Source organism: Actinoplanes subtropicus (assembly GCF_000721705.1).
Lineage (GTDB): Bacteria > Actinomycetota > Actinomycetes > Mycobacteriales > Micromonosporaceae > Actinoplanes > Actinoplanes subtropicus.
Map to the genome: position 1 here is coordinate 219,749 of NZ_JOJL01000008.1, position 17,383 is coordinate 237,131.

Consider the following 17,383-nt stretch of genomic DNA (forward strand, 5'->3'; position numbering starts at 1 on the left):
CCACGTGGGAGCGGCCCCTTTCGTCTGCGCTAGATCCAGCGGGCGATCACCGAGGCGCCGCCGACCACCTTCTCGCCGACCGTGACCAGCGGCTCGGCCCGGTCCGCCGGCAGGTAGACGTCGGTCCGCGAGCCGAACCGGATCAGGCCCATCCGCTCGCCCCGGGCCACCAGCGCACCGACCGGCGCCCGCTGCACGATCCGTCGCGCGATCAGCCCGGTGCGCTGCGCGACCACCACCGTCCCGCGCTCGGTGTCCAGCACCGTGTAGGCCGCCACGTTGTGCTCGGCCGCGGCGGTCATCGCGTTCGCATACCCGCCGTCCTCGACGAAGTAGTCGGTGACCCGGCCGGCCACCGGCACCCGGTTCACGTGCACGTCGAGCACCGACAGGAAGACCGCTATCCGCAGGAACTCGCCCTGGCCGAAGCGCGGGTCGGTCATCCGCTCGACCGAGAGCACCTTGCCGTCCGCCGCCGCCACCACCGCGGCCGGGCCGGTCGGCGCCTCCCGCTCCGGGTCCCGGAAGAACGCCGCCACCGGGGCCGCGGCCAGCGCCGGGAGCAGCCACAACTTCGATTTCGGCCGGGCGGCGCGGGCCAGCAGGGCCAGGCCGAGCGCGAGGCCGCCGGCCACCACGCCGTTCGAGTCGATGTGCATCCCGCGGGTCACCGGCACGCTGGACGGCCTGTACGCCGGAGCCAGGGTGGCCGCCACCTTGGGGTCGGCCGCCGTGAACCGCAGCCGGTGCACCCGCAGCGGCGGCGAGTTGCGGACCACCAGGTCGGAGCCGACCCCGAACAGCGCGCCCTGCCGGAAGAGCTCGGCCGCCGCCCCGCCGGTGCGCCCCGGCACGGCCGGCGTCGCCAGCGTGACCACCGCGCCGTCGTTCAGATACTTGCCGACCTCGTCGAGCAGGGCCCGCACCTCCTGCGCGGTGCCGCTGACCGGCTCCCCGAGGATCACCACGTCGGCCGGCTGCGCCTCGGCGAGCGCGTCCACCACCTTCACCCGATCGGCGATCCAGCTGCCCAGGCCGGCGATGTGATCGCGGAGCAGCTCCGCGGTGCTGCGCTCGCCGGCGACCAGGGTCAGCACGTCGCCGGGCAGCAGCGCCTCGACCGCCGAGGCCACCACCAGCGACGCGTGGTCGGCGCCGATGACCAGCGCCGTCGTGGCCGCGTTGTGCCGGGAGAACTCGGCGGTGAGGGCGCGGGCGGCCGTGGCGCCGATGCCGACGATGGGTGCCTTGGACACGGACGGGTACGGGGTCATGAGGCCGAGCATATTGCCCGGCCTCATGATCTCTGGCGTCAGTCCTGGTGCTTCTCCGCCTGAGTGTCGGGGTGCTCCTTGCGGAACCGCTCGCCGGGCTCCTCGAGCAACTCCCGGACGATCGACGCGTGCATCTCGGGCGGCAGGTCGCCGGGGATCTCCGGCTCGGCGGCCGGCTGGGCCACCGGTGCCGGCTGCGGGGCCGGCGGGCGGGCGGAGCGGATCGCTCCGAGCAGCCCGATCACGCCGAACACGATCAGGGCGGCGGCCACCAGCCAGCCCAGGGCCGGCAGGTGCAGGTCGACCACCCGGGAGACCGCCCACCACAGGGCGACCAGCAGGAAGATCAGCCCGAAGCTCAGCGAGACGCCGTCGGTACGGTGCGGCTTCATCGGTTGACCTCCACGCTTCCGGTGTCCATCTGCAGGTCGAGCTTGAGCGTGCCGCCGCCGTTGCCGTCGGAGCCGAGGTCGGTGACGGTCTCGTCGTTCACGCTGCGCCCGTCGTACTGATGGCCCAGGATCATCGCCCGGCCGGTGTCCAGCGACAGCGTGGCGGTCGTGTCGACGGTGGGCGGGAGCAGGACCCGCAGCTGGCCCAGCTTCATGGTCAGCGTGATCGTCTCGGACTGGCCGGTGAAGTCGATGGCGCTCAGGTCGAGCGTGACGTTGCCGGCCGTGAAGTCGTACCGGTCGGCGATCTCGGCGACGCTCTGCGGCCGGTAGATGCTGTTGCCGACCTGGCCGCCCCAGCGCTCGACGCCGGTCGAGACGCCCAGGCCGATCGAGAGCAGGATGGCCAGCGCGATCAGCCCGCGGGCCCGGCCGAACCAGGCCCCGACGACCAGGCCGAGCGCGACGGTGACCAGGGCGGCCGCGAAGTAGGCGGAGACCGTGATGTGCGCGCCGGCCATGCCGAGCACCGCCATCAGGCCGATCACCACGATCACCGCGAAGAACGTGAGGCGGCCGAGCTTCGAGCGCTCACGCGGCGGCTTCGGCGGCCGGGGCGCCCGGGGCGGCGGCTGCGGCGGCTGGTAGGCCGGCGGCACGTTGCTGCTGGCCCAGGGGCCGTGCGGGGCGAACGGCGGCCGGTACCCGCCGGGTGTGGGCGGCATCGGCGGCATCGGGAGCATGGGTGGCATCGGGGGGATCGGCGTGGTCACCGGCTCCTCGGTCGCCGGGGCGCCGGGAGGCGGCGCCGCGAACTGCGCCGTCGGCGCCGCGGAGCCGGGAGGCGGAACCTGGTCGGCCGGTGGCGGAAATGTGGCGGCCGGCCCGGGGTCGGACGGCGCGGAGCTCCCGCCGTTGCGCTTGATCAGCAGGATCACGCCGACGATCACCGCGGCGGCCACCAGGCTGGCCGGCATGCCGTTGTGCACGATCAAGCCGAACAGGAGCACCGAGACCGCGCCCAGCAGGACCACGGTGAACGGCGCCATCCCGGAACGGCCGCGGCCGAGCAGGCCCTCGATCGGCGACGCGCTGTCGCCCTCGGACGGGATGATCAGCCAGCCGATCAGGTAGAGCAGGACGCCGACGCCGCTCAGGATGCCGAGCACGGCGACCAGCACCCGCCACAGCACCGGGTCGGTGTTGGTGGCCCGGGCCAGCGCGGCGCAGACGCCGGCGACGTAGCGGCCCTGCCGCGGGCGGACGAGATTCTGCCGGGAGAAGGACGGGCCCGGTGACCAGGGCGGCGGCTCGGGCGGTGCGGTCGTGCCCGACGAAGAGGCGCCGGGCGGAACGGAAGCAGTGGTGTCGGCTTCGTCGGTCATGGCATCGATCCTGTCCGACCGGGCGCCTGAGTCGCTTCCGGCGCCGACCCTGAGGCCACCCTGAGATCCGGGCGGCCGGATACCGGGGGACATTCCCCGTGGCCCGGCGGCGCGCGACGTGTGACGATCGGTGTACCGGACCGAGGAGGAGTCATCACCACCGCCGTCACCCCACCCACCCGCCGGCTCGTCCGGCCGCGCGACCACCGGATCATCGCCGGTGTCGCGGCCGGTCTGGCCGAGCATCTGGGTGTTCCGCTGCTGGCGGTCCGCATCGCGCTGGTGGTCCTTCTCGGGTTCAACGGTCTCGGCCTGCTGCTGTACGCCGCGTTCTGGGCCGTCCTACCGCAACAGGTTCCCACCGGCGCCGAGCCGCCGCGACGCGACTTCGCCAAGCTGCTGCCGTTCGCCGCGATCGGCCTGGGCGTCGTGCTGCTGCAGGCCCTGGTCTTCAAGAACAACGTGGCCGGCACGGTCGGCTGGTTGATCGCGGTGGTCGCGGTCGGCGCCGGCATCATCTGGCACCAGTCCGACCCGTCCCGCCGCGGCCAGTCGGCCGGCAACCTGCCGCAGACGCCCTGGCTGGCCGCCGTGGTCGCGGAAAGCGACCGGCGCTTCTTCCTGTTCCGCTTCGTCGGCGGCGGCGTGCTGGTCGCCACCGGCATCATCGGCGTCGTCGCGGTGTACGCGCCGGCCGGCTCGCTCTCCGCGGTGATCAACGGCGTGATCTTCGCGCTGGTCGGCCTGCTCGGCGTCGGCGTGGTCGCCGCGCCCCTGATCTACCGGATGTTCAACCAGCTGCGCGCCGAGCGCGAGGGCCGCATCCGGGAGCAGGAGCGCGCCGAGGTGGCCGCCATGATTCACGACCAGGTGCTGCACACGCTGGCCCTGATCCAGCGCAACTCGGCGGACATCAAGGAGGTGCAGCGGCTGGCCCGCGGCCAGGAGCGCAGCCTGCGCAACTGGCTGTACAAGCCGACCGCCTCGCCGACCGAGCGGTTCGCCGCCGCGCTCGAGCAGGCCGCGGCCGAGGTCGAGGACACGTACGCGATCAGTGTCGAGACCGTGGTGGTCGGCGACACCGAGTGCGACGAGCGGGTCGCGGCGCTGGTCGCGGCGGCCCGCGAGGCCCTGGTCAACGCCGCCCGGCACGCCGGCGTCCAGACCGTCTCGCTGTACGCCGAGGTCGAGGCCGACGAGCTGAGCGTCTTCGTCCGCGACCGGGGTGCCGGATTCGACATCAACGGCGTGGAGGAATCGCGCCACGGCGTCCGAGGGTCGATCATCGGGCGGATGAAACGGCACGGCGGCAAGGCCGAAATTCGGAGCACGCCCGGTGAGGGCACCGAGGTCCGCCTCATGCTGCCGACCACCCGAGAGAGCATGACCGCTGGGAAGGAGTCCGCAAGATGACCGAGACCGAGGGCGGCCGTCTCCGGGTCTTCCTGGTCGACGACCACGCCATGTTCCGCGCCGGGGTGCGCGCCGAACTGGGCGTGCACGTCGACGTGATCGGCGAGGCCGGCACCGTGCCGGAGGCGATCAGCAAGATCTCCGCCAGCGAGCCGGATGTGGTGCTGCTCGACGTGCACATGCCGGAGGGCGGCGGCCGGGCCGTTTTGGACGCGATGCGCCGCAGCCATCCGCAGGTGCGTTTTTTGGCGCTATCCGTGTCGGATGCGGCCGAGGACGTGATCGGCCTGATCCGGGCCGGCGCCCGGGGCTACGTCACCAAGACCATCTCGCCGGACGAACTGGCCGCCGCGATCAAGCGGGTGGCCGACGGCGACGCGGTGTTCAGCCCGCGGCTGGCCGGCTTCGTGCTGGACGCGTTCGCCTCCCGGCCGGACGTGCCGGTCGCCGACCCCGAGCTCGACCAGCTCACCAACCGCGAGCGTGAGGTGCTGCGGCTGCTCGCCCGGGGCTACGCGTACAAGGAGATCGCCAAGGAGCTGTACATCTCGATCAAGACGGTCGAGACGCACGTCTCCAACGTGCTCCGAAAGCTCCAAATGAGTAACCGTTACGAATTGTCACGATGGGCAGCTGACCGCAGACTTGTCTGACGCTGCGTCGTGATCACCTAACGGAAGGGCATATTCCCAGCTCAGGGGGGGGTTGAAAACTAACTGGAAGGGCTGTGACTAGTATCGGCTTGGTAACGGGAGCTTGGGCTCCCGTTTCGCTGTGTCACAGTTGCTGGCGACTCGCAGACCCCCGTGAGCGCCCCTGAAGGAGGCATCCTCCACATGCGTGGGAATGGCCCATGGAAGATGGCGGCCGGAGCGGCCGCCATCGCCTTGTTGGCGGCCGGCTGCTCCAGCGGCTCCTCGAACGACGACCAGACGGTGCCGAACACCATCAGCATCGGTATCGCGGAGCCGGAAAGCCTGGTTCCGACCAACACCACGGAATCGAACGGCTCCCAGGTGCTGTCGTCGTTGTTCTACCCGCTTGTCAACTTCGACGAGAAGAGCACGCCGTACCTGGTGGCCGCCGAGTCGATCACGCACGACAAGGCGAACAAGGTCTGGACGATCAAGCTGCGCCCCGGCTTCACGTTCAGCAACGGCGAGCCGGTGACCTCGGACAACTACATCAACGCCTGGAACTACGGCGCGTACGGCCCGAACGGTCAGCTCGCCTCGTTCTACTTCAGCAAGATCGAGGGGTACGCCGCCATGCAGGCGGTCGACCCGGACGGCACCGGCCCCAAGAAGGCCGAGCCGCCCAAGGCCACGAAGCTCACCGGGCTCAAGAAGATCAACGACACCACCTTCCAGGTGACGCTCACCTCCGGCTTCGCGGGCTGGGAGTCGTTGATGGGGTACGACTGCTTCTACCCCCTGCCCAAGGCCGCGTTCGCCAGCGAGGGCGTGCTCACCAAGGACTTCGGCGAGGCCCCGATCGGCAACGGCCCCTTCAAGATGAAGGGCAAGTGGCAGCACGACTCGCAGATCCAGGTGGAGAAGGTCGCCGACTTCAAGGGCACGGTTCCCAAGGTCGACGGCATCACCTGGAAGATCTACCAGGATCAGGGCGCCGAGTACGCCGACCTGGTGGCGGGCAACGTCGACGTGCAGACGAAGATCCCGATCGAGAGCCTGGCCTCGGCCTCCGGCGACCTCGGTGACCGCCTGCAGAAGAGCCCGAGCTCGAGCTTCTCGTTCGTCGGCTTCCCGATCTACGAGAAGGAGTTCGCGAACCGGGACGTGCGCCGGGCGCTGTCCATGGCGATCAACCGCGAGGACATGACCGACCAGATCTTCCTGGGCTCGGAGACCCCCGCGAAGTCGTTCGTCTCCCCGGTGGTCGAGGGCTACAAGCCGAACACCTGCGGCGAGAACTGCGAGTACAACCCGATCAAGGCCAAGCAGTTGTACACCGCGGCCGGCGGCCCCAAGGACATCAAGATCAGCTACAACGTCGACGGCGGCCACAAGGCCTGGGTCGACGCCATGTGCAACCAGATCAAGGGGTCGCTGGGCATCAACTGCACCGGCGTGGGCGAGCCGAAGTTCGCCGACCTGCTCAAGAAGGTCGAGAAGAAGGAGTCGGTCGGCCTGATCCGCCTCGGCTGGGTCATGGACTACCCGCTGATGGAGGACTACCTCGGCCCGCTGTACACGACCGACGGCTCCTCGAACTACTACGGCTACAGCAACCCGGCCTTCGACGACCTGGTCCGCCAGGGCGACGACGCGCCGACCACGGCCCAGGCCGAGAAGCTGTGGGGCCAGGCGGAGACGATCCTCGCGCAGGACATGCCGGTCATCCCGCTCCGCTTCGGCCAGAACGTGTTCGGCCACTCGGAGAAGGTCACCAACGTCAACATGGACCTGTTCCAGAAGGTCGACATTTACAAGATCGAGCTGGCCGAGTAGTCACTTCCGACCCCTAGCGGGTGGTGGCGCCGCGGTTGATCTGACACCGTGGCGCCACCGCATTTCTCGTCCCTGCACAAAGGCCTCACCACATGTTCCGCTTCATCGTGCGGCGTCTGCTGCAGATGGTCCTCACCTTCTTCGGCGCCACCTTCCTCGTGTACGCGCTGATGTTCGCCGCGCAGTCCGACCCGATCCAGGCGCTGGTCGGCGAACGCCCGATCACCGACAGCCAGCGGGCCGCGCTGACCGAGCGCTACCACCTGAACGACAGCTTCCTCCAGCAGTACTGGTACTACGTGAAGGGGCTGCTCACCGGCGACCTCGGCACGTCGCTGACCGGTCGCAGGATCTCCGACATGCTCGCCGACGCCTGGCCGGTCACCCTCCGGCTCTCGCTGATGGCGATCATCTTCGCGGCCACCATCGCGATCGTCGCCGGCGTCGTCTCCGGCATCCGGCGCGGCAGCATCTTCGACAACGCCACGCTGTTCGTCACGCTGATCGTGCTGGCGATGCCGATCGTCGTGCTCGCGCCGCTGGCCCAGCTGATCTTCGGCATCAAGCTCGGCTGGTTCCCGCCGACCGCCGGCCGGGACGCCACGCTGTACCAGTTGCTGCTGCCGGCGGCCGTGCTGGCCAGCCTGGTCGTCGCCACCGAGCTGCGGGTGACCCGCGCCTCGGTCGCCGAGAACATGCGGGCCGACTACGTGCGGACGGCGCGGGCCAAGGCGCTCACCCGGAGCCGGGTGATCGGCGTGCACGTGCTGCGCAACTCGCTCATCCCGGTGGTCACCCTGATCGGGGTCGATATCGGCGGCCTGATGTCCGGCGCGATCGTCACCGAGAAGGTCTTCAACATCCCCGGAGTCGGGTTCAACCTGTTTCGCGGCATCCGCACCGAGGACGGCCCGCTGGTGGTCGGCTTCGTCAGCTTCCTGGTGATCGTGTTCCTGGTCGTGAACCTGCTCGTCGACCTGCTCTACGCCGTACTCGATCCTCGGATTCGCTATGAGTGACATGAACGCCCTGGCCGCGGAGACGCCGGCCCCGCCGTCGCCGGCCGGCCGCAAGTCCCGCAGCCTCGCCGCCGACGCCTGGCACGACCTGCGGCGCAGCAAGATATTTTGGGCCGCGCTGGTGATCATCGTGGTGGTGCTGCTGATGGCGATCTGGCCGTCGCTGTTCACCTCGGCCGATCCGCACGACTGCGTGCTCAGCCGCCGGCACCGGGGCGCGAGCGGTGGCGCGATCTTCGGCTACGACTACCAGGGCTGCGACGTCTACGCCAAGACGGTGTACGGCGCCCGCTACTCGATTCTCGTCGGCGTCTGCAGCGTCCTTCTCGCCGGCGTCATCGGCCTGACCGTGGGCCTGGCGGCCGGCTACTTCGGCGGCTGGCTCGACGCGCTGCTGTCCCGCTTCGTCGACGTGATGCTCGGCGTGCCGTTCCTGCTCGGCGCCATCGTGCTGGGCAAGCGGCTGGCGGCCGAGCCGGGCAACAGCAACGGGGTGCTGGCCGTGACGCTCACCCTGGGCATCCTCGGCTGGACGACGGGCGCCCGGGTGATGCGCTCCTCGGTGATCGAGGCGAAGAACCAGGACTACGTGGCCGCGGCCCGGATGGTCGGTGCCGGGCCGGCCCGGCTGATCTTCCGGCACGTCCTGCCGAACGCGATGGCCCCGTTCACCGTGGTGCTGACCATCCTGCTCGGCATCAACATCGCGAGCGAGGCCACGCTGTCGTTCCTCGGCGTCGGGCTCAAGGGCGACGCGGTGAGCTGGGGCATCTCGATCTCCGAGGCCACCGGGTACGTCCGCGTCGCGCCCGGGCCGCTGATCTGGCCGTCGGTGTTCCTGGCCGCGACTGTGCTGGCCTTCATCATGCTGGGCGACGCCGTCCGCGACGCCTTCGACCCGAAGCTGCGGTGACCGGAGTGACAGACATCAGGGCGCAGATCGACGCGCTGCCGGGCCTCGACCCGAGGGCGCCGCTGCTGCACGTCGAGGACCTGCACGTCGAATTCCGTACGCGCGACGGAGTTGCCAAGGCGGTCAACGGCGCGAGCTTCCACCTGTCGGCGGGCGAGACGCTGGCGATCCTCGGCGAGTCGGGCTGCGGCAAGTCGGTGACCGCCCAGGCGGTGATGGGCATCCTGGACACGCCGCCCGCGCACATCACCAACGGAACGGTCCGCTACCGCGGCGTCGACCTGTTGGGCCTCTCCGAACAGGAGCGCCGCAAGGTGCGGGCCAACCGGATCGCGATGATCTTCCAGGACGCGCTCTCCGCGCTGAACCCCGTCTACACGGTGGGCTTCCAGCTCGGCGAACTGTTCCGCAAGCACCGCGGCCTCTCCCGCAAGGACGCCAAGCGGCGCGCCGTCGAGTCGCTCGACCAGGTCCGCATCCCGGCCGCCGGACAGCGGATCAACGACTACCCGCACCAGTTCTCCGGCGGCATGCGCCAGCGCGTCATGATCGCCATGGCGCTGGCCCTCGACCCCGAGGTGCTGATCGCCGACGAGCCCACCACCGCCCTCGACGTCACCGTCCAGGCACAGATCATGCGCCTGCTCGCCGAGCTCCAGCGCCAGCGCACCATGGGCCTGATCCTGATCACGCACGATATGGGCGTGGTCGCCGACGTCGCCGACCGGGTCTCGGTGATGTACGCCGGCAAGGTGGTCGAGGAGGCGCCGGTCTACGACATCTACGGGCGCCCGGCCCACCCGTACACCCAGGCACTGCTCGCCTCGATCCCGCGACTGGACCTCAAGGGCCGGCCGCTCAACGTCATCCGCGGCCTGCCGCCGGCGCTCACCGACATCCCGAGCGGGTGCGCGTTCCACCCGCGCTGCGGCTACGCCCGGGAGATCTGCCGGCAGGAACAGCCGCCCGCCTACCGGATCGCGCCGCACCGCGAGTCCCGCTGCCACTTCATCCGGGAGGTCCTCGGTGTCTGACGCGTCCGATCTGGTGCTCGAGACCCGCAACCTGGTCAAGCACTTCCCGATCACGCAGGGCGTCGTCTTCAAGAGCAAGGTCGGCGCGGTCCGCGCGGTCGACGGCGTGGATCTCCAGCTGCGCCGCGGCGAGACGCTGGGCATCGTCGGCGAGTCCGGCTGCGGCAAGTCCACCCTGGCCAAGCTGCTGGTCAGCCTCGAGAAGCCGACCAGCGGCGAGGTGATCGTCCGCGGCGAGAACATGGCCCGCCTGTCCGGCCAGAGCCTGCGCCGGGCGCGCCGCAACATCCAGATGGTGCTGCAGGACCCGTACACGTCGCTGAATCCCCGGATGACCGTGGGCGACATCATCGGCGAGCCCTTCGCGGTCCACCCGGACGCCGTCCCGCGGGCCGGCCGCGCCCGGGCCGTGCAGGAGCTGCTCGACCTGGTCGGCCTCAACCCCGACCACGTCAACCGCTACCCGCACCAGTTCTCCGGCGGCCAGCGCCAGCGCATCGGCATCGCCCGCGCGCTCGCCCTCCGCCCCGAGATCATCGTCTGCGACGAGCCGGTCTCCGCCCTGGACGTCTCGATCCAGGGCCAGGTGATCAACCTGCTCGAGAGCCTGCAACACGAGCTCGGCCTGTCCTACATCTTCATCGCCCACGACCTGTCGGTGGTCCGGCACATCTCCGACCGGGTCGCGGTGATGTACCTGGGCAAGATCGTGGAGAGCGGCTACCACCTGGCGATCTACGAGCAGCCGACCCACCCGTACACCCAGGCCCTGCTCTCCGCCGTCCCGGTGCCCGACCCTCGCCTGCGCGGCCGCCGCGACCTCATCGAGCTGGAGGGCGACGTGCCTTCCCCGGCCGACCCGCCGTCCGGCTGCCGCTTCCGCACCCGCTGCTGGAAGGCCCAGCCGTACTGCGCCGACCACGAGCCGCTGCTGCAGATCCGGCAGCGCTCACCGCACCCGAGCGCGTGCCACTACGCCGAGATCCGCGACGTCATCCGCTATTAAAAATCCCATATCGTACGTGTGGCGATGAGTGCCGCTTTCGGGGCTCCGGCTGGGTGCAACACCGGGCCGTACGCCAACGCTGCGGCCCGGCGGCCCTTCCGCTCGCCGCCGCACCGCCGTGCGCCCAGCCCCGCCCCGCTCTCGTGCTGTGCCCGCTCTCGTGCGGTGCCCGCTCTCGTGCGGTGCCCGCTCTCGTGCGGTGCCCGCCCCCCGTGCTGCGCCCGCCCCCCGTGCTGCGCCCGCCCCCCCCGTGCTGCGCCCCCCGTGCTGCGCCCGCTCCCGTGGTACGCCCCGGCTGCTTGTGACGCGCCCGTTCCCGCTGCTCGTGGTGCGCCCGCTGTCCGTGGTGCGCGCGCTGTCCGTGCCGCGCGCCCGCTCTATGACGCACCGCATCGGCCCACGCGCCGCTTGGCGCGCCCCGGCTTGGTGCGCGCCCGCCGTGGTGCGCCCGCGTCTTGGCGCGTGCTCGGGTCGTAGCGCGTGCTCGGGTCGTGGCGCGCGCTCGGCGGCGCGTCCGCTCTGTCGCGCATCCGCTTCGTGGCGCCTGTTCGCGCGTGAGCTCCGCCGATCGAGGAGAGTTCGTGCTCGTGGTGGGCACCAACTCTTCACGCTTGCGGGTGGCCAAGCCGATCTAGGGGAGTTCGCGTTGAGGCCAACGCCAAACCTTCACGCTTGCGAGTGCGTAGCGAGGGGCGGCGGGCATGGCGGGCGCCCGCGCGTGGTGCGGCGCGCGGGTGGGACGGCGTCGGCGTGTGCGCCGGGCGGGGTCAGAGGGGGCCGCGGCCGGCGCGGAGGATCATCAGGGCGATCTGGGTGCCGTCCGGGCCCAGGGCGGCGCGGAAGCGGTCGACGATCTCGCGCTCGCGGGACAGCACCAGGCGGGTGCCGCCGCTGGCCATGCGGGTCTTGCCGACCGCCTGGGAGAGGCGGGCCCGTTCCAGCCAGAGGTCGATGATGGCCTGGTCGATCTCGTCGATGCGCTCACGCATGGCGCGGATCTCGTCGGCGGCCAGGGGCTCGCCCGCGCCGGTCGTCTGGTCCACCAAGTCGGCGGTCATGTCGTGCTCCTCGGGTGCTCGCGCCCCGGTCGACCCGGCCCGGGCAGCATCAAGCCCCGGGCGGGGAAGCCCGGGGCTTGATGTAGGTCTGTCGTTCAGACGCGGCCTACGGTCGCCGGACTCCCGGTGCCGTAGTAAAAAATCGCGCCTGCTGGATCACGCAGCCGAGTATGCCCCTGTCCCGAACCCCACCGCAAGGAAACCGCCCGATCCGTGGGACGCGATCGATCAGCCCGTGGTCAGATGGCCGATGGTGTCGACGCAAGTCTTGCTGACGGTGGTGAATGGGCGGCCGAAGGCGCTGCGGGCCGCGTCGTCGAGTGATTCGCCCAGCCGGAGCCGCTGCCGGACGAACTCCATCGCGCGCGGCTCGCCGAACTGCGTGACCAGGCAGTCGACCGCGAAATGGCCGGCCGCGTAGAAGGCCGCGACCTCCTTGGCGCTCGCGCCGTCGCGCAGCGGTGGTGGGTTCAGCCGGGTGGGCCGGCGCAGGGCGATCTTGCTGTACGTGTCGGCAGCGCGCCGCGGTTGCATTCCGATGTACTCGGCGACCCCCTCGATCAGCCACATGTCCTCGTGCCGGGTGGTCACGCCGCTGATCGTGGCGACGTGCGCGAGCTCGTGCTGGATCACCTCGCGCAGGGCGGTCCGGGTGGGCAGCCGGCTCGGGTTGACCACCACGTCGGCGCCGGCCGGGCCGAGCGGCTGCATGTAGCCGACGGCCCACTCGGTGGCCTTGCCGCCGTACCAGGTGTGCCAGGTCTGGTCGGTGGCCAGGTAGAGGCGGTACCGGGCCTGGCGGTTGCCGGCGTACGCGGCGTAGCGGTCGTCGACCTGCGCGGCCTCGTCGGCGATTCGCACCACCTCGGCGAGTCTCGCCTTGAGGGCCTTCGGCGCTCCTACGGTCACCCGCTTGCCCTGGGCGAAGATCAGGTCGCCCTGCTGCCAGGGGGTCGGCTCGGGGCCGGGTGTGAAGGTGAGCGCAGTGATCTTGCCGCCGCTCGTCTTGAGGGATTGCCCGACTTTTGGGGAATTTTCCGGGCATTTCGCGGCGATGAAGCAGTAGGTCAGCTCGGCCTTGCCGTCCCGGCCGGCGCGATAGTCCACGGTGGCGTGCAGGGCGCGCAGCGTACGGAAGAGGTTCTGATAACGCGGCCGCAGCGGCGGCGTCACCGGGCCCAGCCACCCGCTCAGATCGCCCCGGTTCAGCGCCGCGGCCTGCTTCGTCAGCAACTGCTGAAGGGTGTCGGCCGCCTTCGGGCCCGGCGTGACGGCCCCGGCCGGAATCACCCGGGTGGGATCACCGGTCGAGGTGAACAGCTCCCCGATCGTGATCGCCAGGACGGTGGCCAGCACGAGCCCACCGACGTGCCGAGCCCTCGTGTAGCCCCGCACCGCGCCTCCTCGGCCGGACCGCCGTCGTGGGCCGATTGAAACACAGAGGGACCGCACAGGCGATGCTCAGCGGCGGGATGAGAAGCGGCCCGAAGGTGTAGCCATGACATCCCGCAGGCAGGTCCTCACCGCCGCAGCGCTGACCGCCTTCTCGCTCAGCGCATGCGCCAAAGCCGCCACCTCCAGCACCTCCGGCACCACGGCCACCAACGCGGCCGCCGCGGGCGGTGGGCCCGGGCAGCCGCCGGGCGGCGCCGGCGGCGGCAACTCGGGCACCCAGACCACCCCGACCGGCGCGTACCAGCTCACCAGCGGCAGCGCCACCAAGTCCGGCACCATCACCGCGAGCGGGAAGAACCAGTCCGGGGTGCTGGTGACCGGCGGCTCGCTGACCTTGGACAACGCCAAGGTGGTCACCAGCGGCGCCACCTCCAGCAGCGACGAGAGCAGCTTCTACGGCCTGAACGCCGGGGTGCTCGCGCACAACGGCGGCACCATCGCCGTCAAGGGCGGTTCGGTCACCACCTCCGGGGCCGGGGCCAACGGCGTTTTCGCGTACGGCAAGGGGGTGATCACCCTCAACGGCACCAGCATCAGGGCCACCGGGCAGTACGCGCACGGCATCATGGCCAGCGGCGGCGGCACCCTGACCGCCACGAACCTGACCGTGGACACCACCGGCGGCAGTTCGGCGCCGATCGCCACCGACCGGGGCGGCGGCACCATCACGGTGACCGGCGGGTCGTACACCTGCAGCGGCAACAACTCCCCGGCGATCTACTCCACCGGCGCCATCACCGCCACGGGCGGCACGTTCGCCTCGACGGGCTCGGAGATCGTGGTCGTCGAGGGCGCCAACTCGGTGACGCTCACCGACGCCACGCTGACCACGAGCAAGGCCGGCAAGTGGGGCGTGATGATCAACCAGTCGTTCTCCGGGGACGCCTCCGGCACCAAGGGCCTCTACACCCAGACCGGCGGCTCGCTGGCCAGCACGGCGAGCGACAGCCCGCTCTTCTTCGTCACCAACTCGACCGGCGTGATCAAGCTGTCCGGGGTGAAGGTCGCCGCGGCCGGCGGCGTCCTGATCAAGGCGGCCGCCGCGCAGTGGGGCACCAGCGGATCCAACGGCGGCCAGGTGGTGCTGACCGCGAAGGGCCAGGCGCTCGCCGGCGACGTGGTGGCCGACAAGGTCAGCTCGGTGACGCTCACGCTGACCAGCGGCTCCACGCTGACCGGCGCCGTCGACAACGCGGCCACCGCCAAGTCGGCCGCGCTGACGATGGACTCCTCCTGCGGCTGGACGGTGACCGCCGACTCGCACCTGTCCGCCCTGACCGGCGCCACGGTCAGCGGCAGCGCCGTCCGCAACATCAAGGGCAACGGCCACACCATCACGTACGACTCGAGCGCCGGCGCCAACAGCTACCTGAACGGCAAGACCTACACCCTCTCGGGCGGCGGCACCCTCAAGCCGGCGTGACGCGCGGCGGAATTCTTGTCGGTGGGTGGGCCTAGACTTGCCAGCGCGATGCGAGCTTCCTCTGAACCCCAGAACAATGCCCTCTTCACCATGCCCGCGGTGCGCGAGCCGGAGGAGCGGAAAAAGCGGCGACTCGACCCGGATTCGCTGCTCACGGGTCTCAATGGGCCGCAGCGTGACGCGGTCACCCACGCCGGGTCGCCGCTGCTGATCGTGGCCGGCGCCGGGTCGGGCAAGACCCGGGTGCTCACCCACCGGATCGCGTATCTGCTGGCCGCCCGCGACGTGCACCCTGGCCAGATCATCGCGATCACGTTCACCAACAAGGCCGCCGGTGAGATGAAGGAACGGGTGGCCGACCTGGTCGGGCCCCGGGCCCGGCTGATGTGGGTGTCCACCTTCCACTCCGCGTGCGTGCGCATCCTGCGGGCCGAGCACGACCACGCGGGGCTGAAGAGCACGTTCTCCATCTACGACGCCGACGACTCCCGCCGGCTCATGCAGCTGGTGATCCGCGAGCTCGACCTGGATCCCAAGCGGTACACGGCGCGGGGCCTGGCCGCCCAGGTGTCGAACCTGAAGAACGAGTTGGTCGAGCCGGAGGAGTACAAGAACAAGGCGAAGGGTCCGAACGAACGGGCGCTGGCCGAGGCGTACGAGATGTATCAGCGCCGCCTGCGCGAGGCGCACGCGCTGGATTTCGACGACATCATCATGGCCACGGTGCACCTGTTCCAGTCGCATCCGCACGTCGCCGAGGCCTACCGCCGCCGCTTCCGGCACGTCCTGGTCGACGAATACCAGGACACCAACCACGCCCAGTACACGCTGGTCAAGGAGCTGGTGGGGGAGAAGGGCGGCGAGGTGCCGCCGGCCGAGCTCTGCGTGGTGGGCGACGCCGACCAGTCCATCTACGCGTTCCGCGGCGCGACGATCCGGAACATCCTGGAGTTCGAGCGCGACTACTCCGACGCGCGCACGATCCTGCTCGAGCAGAATTACCGCTCGACCCAGACGATCCTCTCCGCGGCCAACGCGGTGATCGAGCGCAACCCGTCGCGCAAACCCAAGCGGCTCTGGAGCGACCAGGGCGCCGGCGAGCAGATCGTCGGCTACGTGGCCGACACCGAGCACGCCGAGGCCGACTGGGTGGCCCGCGAGATCGACCGGCTGCACGACCGGGCCGAGGTCCGCCCCGGCGACGTGGCGGTCTTCTACCGGACCAACGCGCAGTCCCGCGTCTTCGAGGAAGTGTTCATCCGCGTCGGCCTGCCGTACAAAGTGGTCGGTGGGGTTCGCTTCTACGAGCGCAAGGAGGTGCGCGACGCGCTCGCCTACCTGCGCGCGGTGGTCAACGACGACGACACGGTCAGCATCCGCCGGGTGCTCAACACCCCTAAACGCGGCATCGGCGAGCGGGCCGAGGCGTGCATCGAGGCGCTGTCCTCGCGCGACCGCATCTCGTTCGGGCAGGCCCTGCGGCACGCCAAGGACGCGCCCGGCATCGCCACCCGCGCGGTGAACAGCATCAACGACTTCGTCCAGCTGCTCGACGACCTGCGCGGGCTGTCCCGCACATCCCCGCCGGAGGAGGTGCTGGAGGCGGTGCTGCAGCGCTCCGGCCTGCTCAGCGAGCTGGAGGAGAGCATCGACCCGCAGGACCAGGGCCGGGTGGAAAACCTGCAGGAGCTGGTGAGCGTCGCCCGGGAGTACACCGAGCGGGTCGAGGCCCAGGCCGAGGAGGGTGAGGAGGCTCCGCCGACTGATAGTCCAGGCTTGGGTGGAGGCACAGCCGCCACCCTGGCCGGGTTCCTCGAGCAGGTGGCGCTCGTTGCCGACGCCGATCAGCTGCCCGACGACGACCCGGAAAACCAGGGCGTGGTCACGCTGATGACCCTGCACACGGCGAAGGGCCTGGAGTTCCCGGTGGTGTTCCTGACCGGGCTGGAGGACGGCGTCTTCCCGCACATGCGGGCGCTGGGCGACAACACCGAGCTGGAAGAGGAGCGCCGGCTGGCGTATGTCGGGATCACCCGCGCCCGGCAGCGGCTCTACCTGTCCCGGGCGGTGACCCGCGGCGCGTGGGGGCAGCCGCAGTACAACCCGCCGTCCCGGTTCACCGACGAGTTGCCGCCCGAGCTGATCCGCTGGGAGCGCACGGCCGGGTCGTACACGTCCTGGTCGGGCACCGGCGGCGGGGTGGGCGGCCGCGGCGGCGGGGATCGCTCCCGGGGCGGCGGCTTCGCCGGCGGCACACCGAAGGCGCAGCAGCTGGCCAGCCGGTTGGGCATCGACGCGAGCAAGCTCGCCACGGCCAGCGAGCTGCCGCAGGCGCCGAAGGTCGCGGTGGGCGACCGGGTCAACCATCAGCGGTACGGGTTGGGCCGGGTCCTCGCGGTCGAGGGGCAGGGCCCGGGCGCCCGCGCGCAGATCGACTTCGGCGACCAGGTGATGTGGCTCGTCATGCGGCACGCCCCGATCGAGAAGATCTAGCCTGGGGGTACGCGGGGCGTGGGTGACCTCGCGGCGGCCTTCGGCAG

General features: G+C 70.7%; 14 protein-coding genes. 9 read left to right on the forward strand and 5 right to left on the reverse strand.

What is annotated here, in order from left to right; all coding sequences use genetic code 11:
• Positions 1-29: 29 nt before the first annotated feature.
• The 3 genes from IH26_RS0113930 to IH26_RS0113940 are packed head-to-tail and all read right to left on the reverse strand — an operon-like array spanning position 30 to position 3,051.
• On the reverse strand, positions 30-1,274 hold the full coding sequence (locus IH26_RS0113930; RefSeq protein ID WP_030436589.1) for a phosphatidylserine decarboxylase: 1,245 nt from the start codon (positions 1,272-1,274) through the stop codon (positions 30-32).
• Between the two features lie 38 nt (positions 1,275-1,312).
• Positions 1,313-1,666, reverse strand: a complete 354-nt coding sequence (locus IH26_RS0113935; RefSeq protein ID WP_030436590.1) for a phage holin family protein — start codon at positions 1,664-1,666, stop codon at positions 1,313-1,315.
• Complete coding sequence (locus tag IH26_RS0113940; protein WP_030436591.1) at positions 1,663-3,051, reverse strand: PspC domain-containing protein; 1,389 nt, start codon at positions 3,049-3,051, stop codon at positions 1,663-1,665. The genes IH26_RS0113935 and IH26_RS0113940 overlap by 4 nt, the downstream gene beginning before the upstream one ends.
• Positions 3,052-3,204: 153 nt before the next feature.
• Here IH26_RS0113940 and IH26_RS0113945 point away from each other — a divergent pair, with 153 nt between their 5' ends.
• The 7 genes from IH26_RS0113945 to IH26_RS0113975 all read left to right on the forward strand — a co-directional run bounded on the left by IH26_RS0113945 (position 3,205) and on the right by IH26_RS0113975 (position 10,907).
• A complete protein-coding gene (locus tag IH26_RS0113945; protein ID WP_030436592.1) occupies positions 3,205-4,464 on the forward strand; it encodes an ATP-binding protein in 1,260 nt (419 codons plus the stop codon).
• The gene (locus IH26_RS0113950) at positions 4,461-5,117 is read left to right on the forward strand and encodes a response regulator (protein WP_030436593.1); all 657 of its coding nucleotides are present in this window, start codon (positions 4,461-4,463) and stop codon (positions 5,115-5,117) included. The genes IH26_RS0113945 and IH26_RS0113950 overlap by 4 nt, the downstream gene beginning before the upstream one ends.
• Positions 5,118-5,300: 183 nt before the next feature.
• Positions 5,301-6,935, forward strand: a complete 1,635-nt coding sequence (locus IH26_RS0113955) for a peptide ABC transporter substrate-binding protein (protein ID WP_245665170.1) — start codon at positions 5,301-5,303, stop codon at positions 6,933-6,935.
• Between the two features lie 92 nt (positions 6,936-7,027).
• Positions 7,028-7,954 (forward strand): ABC transporter permease, encoded by a 927-nt coding sequence (locus IH26_RS0113960; protein WP_030436595.1) that lies wholly within the window; start codon positions 7,028-7,030, stop codon positions 7,952-7,954.
• Complete coding sequence (locus IH26_RS0113965; protein WP_030436596.1) at positions 7,947-8,867, forward strand: ABC transporter permease; 921 nt, start codon at positions 7,947-7,949, stop codon at positions 8,865-8,867. The genes IH26_RS0113960 and IH26_RS0113965 overlap by 8 nt, the downstream gene beginning before the upstream one ends.
• A gap of 5 nt (positions 8,868-8,872) precedes the next feature.
• Entirely contained in the window at positions 8,873-9,901 is a 1,029-nt protein-coding gene (locus IH26_RS0113970) for an ABC transporter ATP-binding protein (RefSeq protein WP_030436597.1), read from the forward strand.
• Complete coding sequence (locus IH26_RS0113975; RefSeq protein WP_051808087.1) at positions 9,894-10,907, forward strand: ABC transporter ATP-binding protein; 1,014 nt, start codon at positions 9,894-9,896, stop codon at positions 10,905-10,907. The genes IH26_RS0113970 and IH26_RS0113975 overlap by 8 nt, the downstream gene beginning before the upstream one ends.
• 767 nt (positions 10,908-11,674) lie before the next feature.
• Here the strand turns inward: IH26_RS0113975 and IH26_RS0113980 are convergent.
• A complete protein-coding gene (locus IH26_RS0113980) occupies positions 11,675-11,965 on the reverse strand; it encodes a chorismate mutase (protein ID WP_030436599.1) in 291 nt (96 codons plus the stop codon).
• A 228-nt stretch (positions 11,966-12,193) separates the two neighbouring features.
• Positions 12,194-13,360 carry a hypothetical protein gene (locus IH26_RS0113985; RefSeq protein ID WP_157437178.1) on the reverse strand — a complete coding sequence of 389 codons (1,167 nt, stop codon included), beginning with the start codon at positions 13,358-13,360 and terminating at the stop codon, positions 12,194-12,196.
• Positions 13,361-13,463: 103 nt separating this feature from the next.
• On the opposite strand from IH26_RS0113985, the gene IH26_RS0113990 reads away from it, so the two are divergent.
• Both IH26_RS0113990 and pcrA read left to right on the forward strand, forming a co-directional pair.
• On the forward strand, positions 13,464-14,843 hold the full coding sequence (locus IH26_RS0113990) for an autotransporter outer membrane beta-barrel domain-containing protein (protein ID WP_030436601.1): 1,380 nt from the start codon (positions 13,464-13,466) through the stop codon (positions 14,841-14,843).
• Positions 14,844-14,933: 90 nt separating this feature from the next.
• The gene (pcrA, locus tag IH26_RS0113995) at positions 14,934-17,336 is read left to right on the forward strand and encodes a DNA helicase PcrA (RefSeq protein ID WP_051808090.1); all 2,403 of its coding nucleotides are present in this window, start codon (positions 14,934-14,936) and stop codon (positions 17,334-17,336) included.
• Positions 17,337-17,383 lie beyond the last annotated feature (47 nt).

Bases quoted from the DNA above. Each gene is read 5' to 3' on its own strand.
- IH26_RS0113930 (WP_030436589.1), bottom strand. From the start codon at position 1,274: ATGACCCCGTACCCGTCCGTGTCCAAGGCACCCATCGTCGGCATCGGC.
- IH26_RS0113935 (WP_030436590.1), bottom strand. From the start codon at position 1,666: ATGAAGCCGCACCGTACCGACGGCGTCTCGCTGAGCTTCGGGCTGATC.
- IH26_RS0113940 (WP_030436591.1), bottom strand. From the start codon at position 3,051: ATGACCGACGAAGCCGACACCACTGCTTCCGTTCCGCCCGGCGCCTCT.
- IH26_RS0113950 (WP_030436593.1), top strand. From the start codon at position 4,461: ATGACCGAGACCGAGGGCGGCCGTCTCCGGGTCTTCCTGGTCGACGAC.
- IH26_RS0113955 (WP_245665170.1), top strand. From the start codon at position 5,301: ATGCGTGGGAATGGCCCATGGAAGATGGCGGCCGGAGCGGCCGCCATC.
- IH26_RS0113960 (WP_030436595.1), top strand. From the start codon at position 7,028: ATGTTCCGCTTCATCGTGCGGCGTCTGCTGCAGATGGTCCTCACCTTC.
- IH26_RS0113965 (WP_030436596.1), top strand. From the start codon at position 7,947: ATGAGTGACATGAACGCCCTGGCCGCGGAGACGCCGGCCCCGCCGTCG.
- IH26_RS0113980 (WP_030436599.1), bottom strand. From the start codon at position 11,965: ATGACCGCCGACTTGGTGGACCAGACGACCGGCGCGGGCGAGCCCCTG.
- IH26_RS0113990 (WP_030436601.1), top strand. From the start codon at position 13,464: ATGACATCCCGCAGGCAGGTCCTCACCGCCGCAGCGCTGACCGCCTTC.
- pcrA (WP_051808090.1), top strand. From the start codon at position 14,934: ATGCCCGCGGTGCGCGAGCCGGAGGAGCGGAAAAAGCGGCGACTCGAC.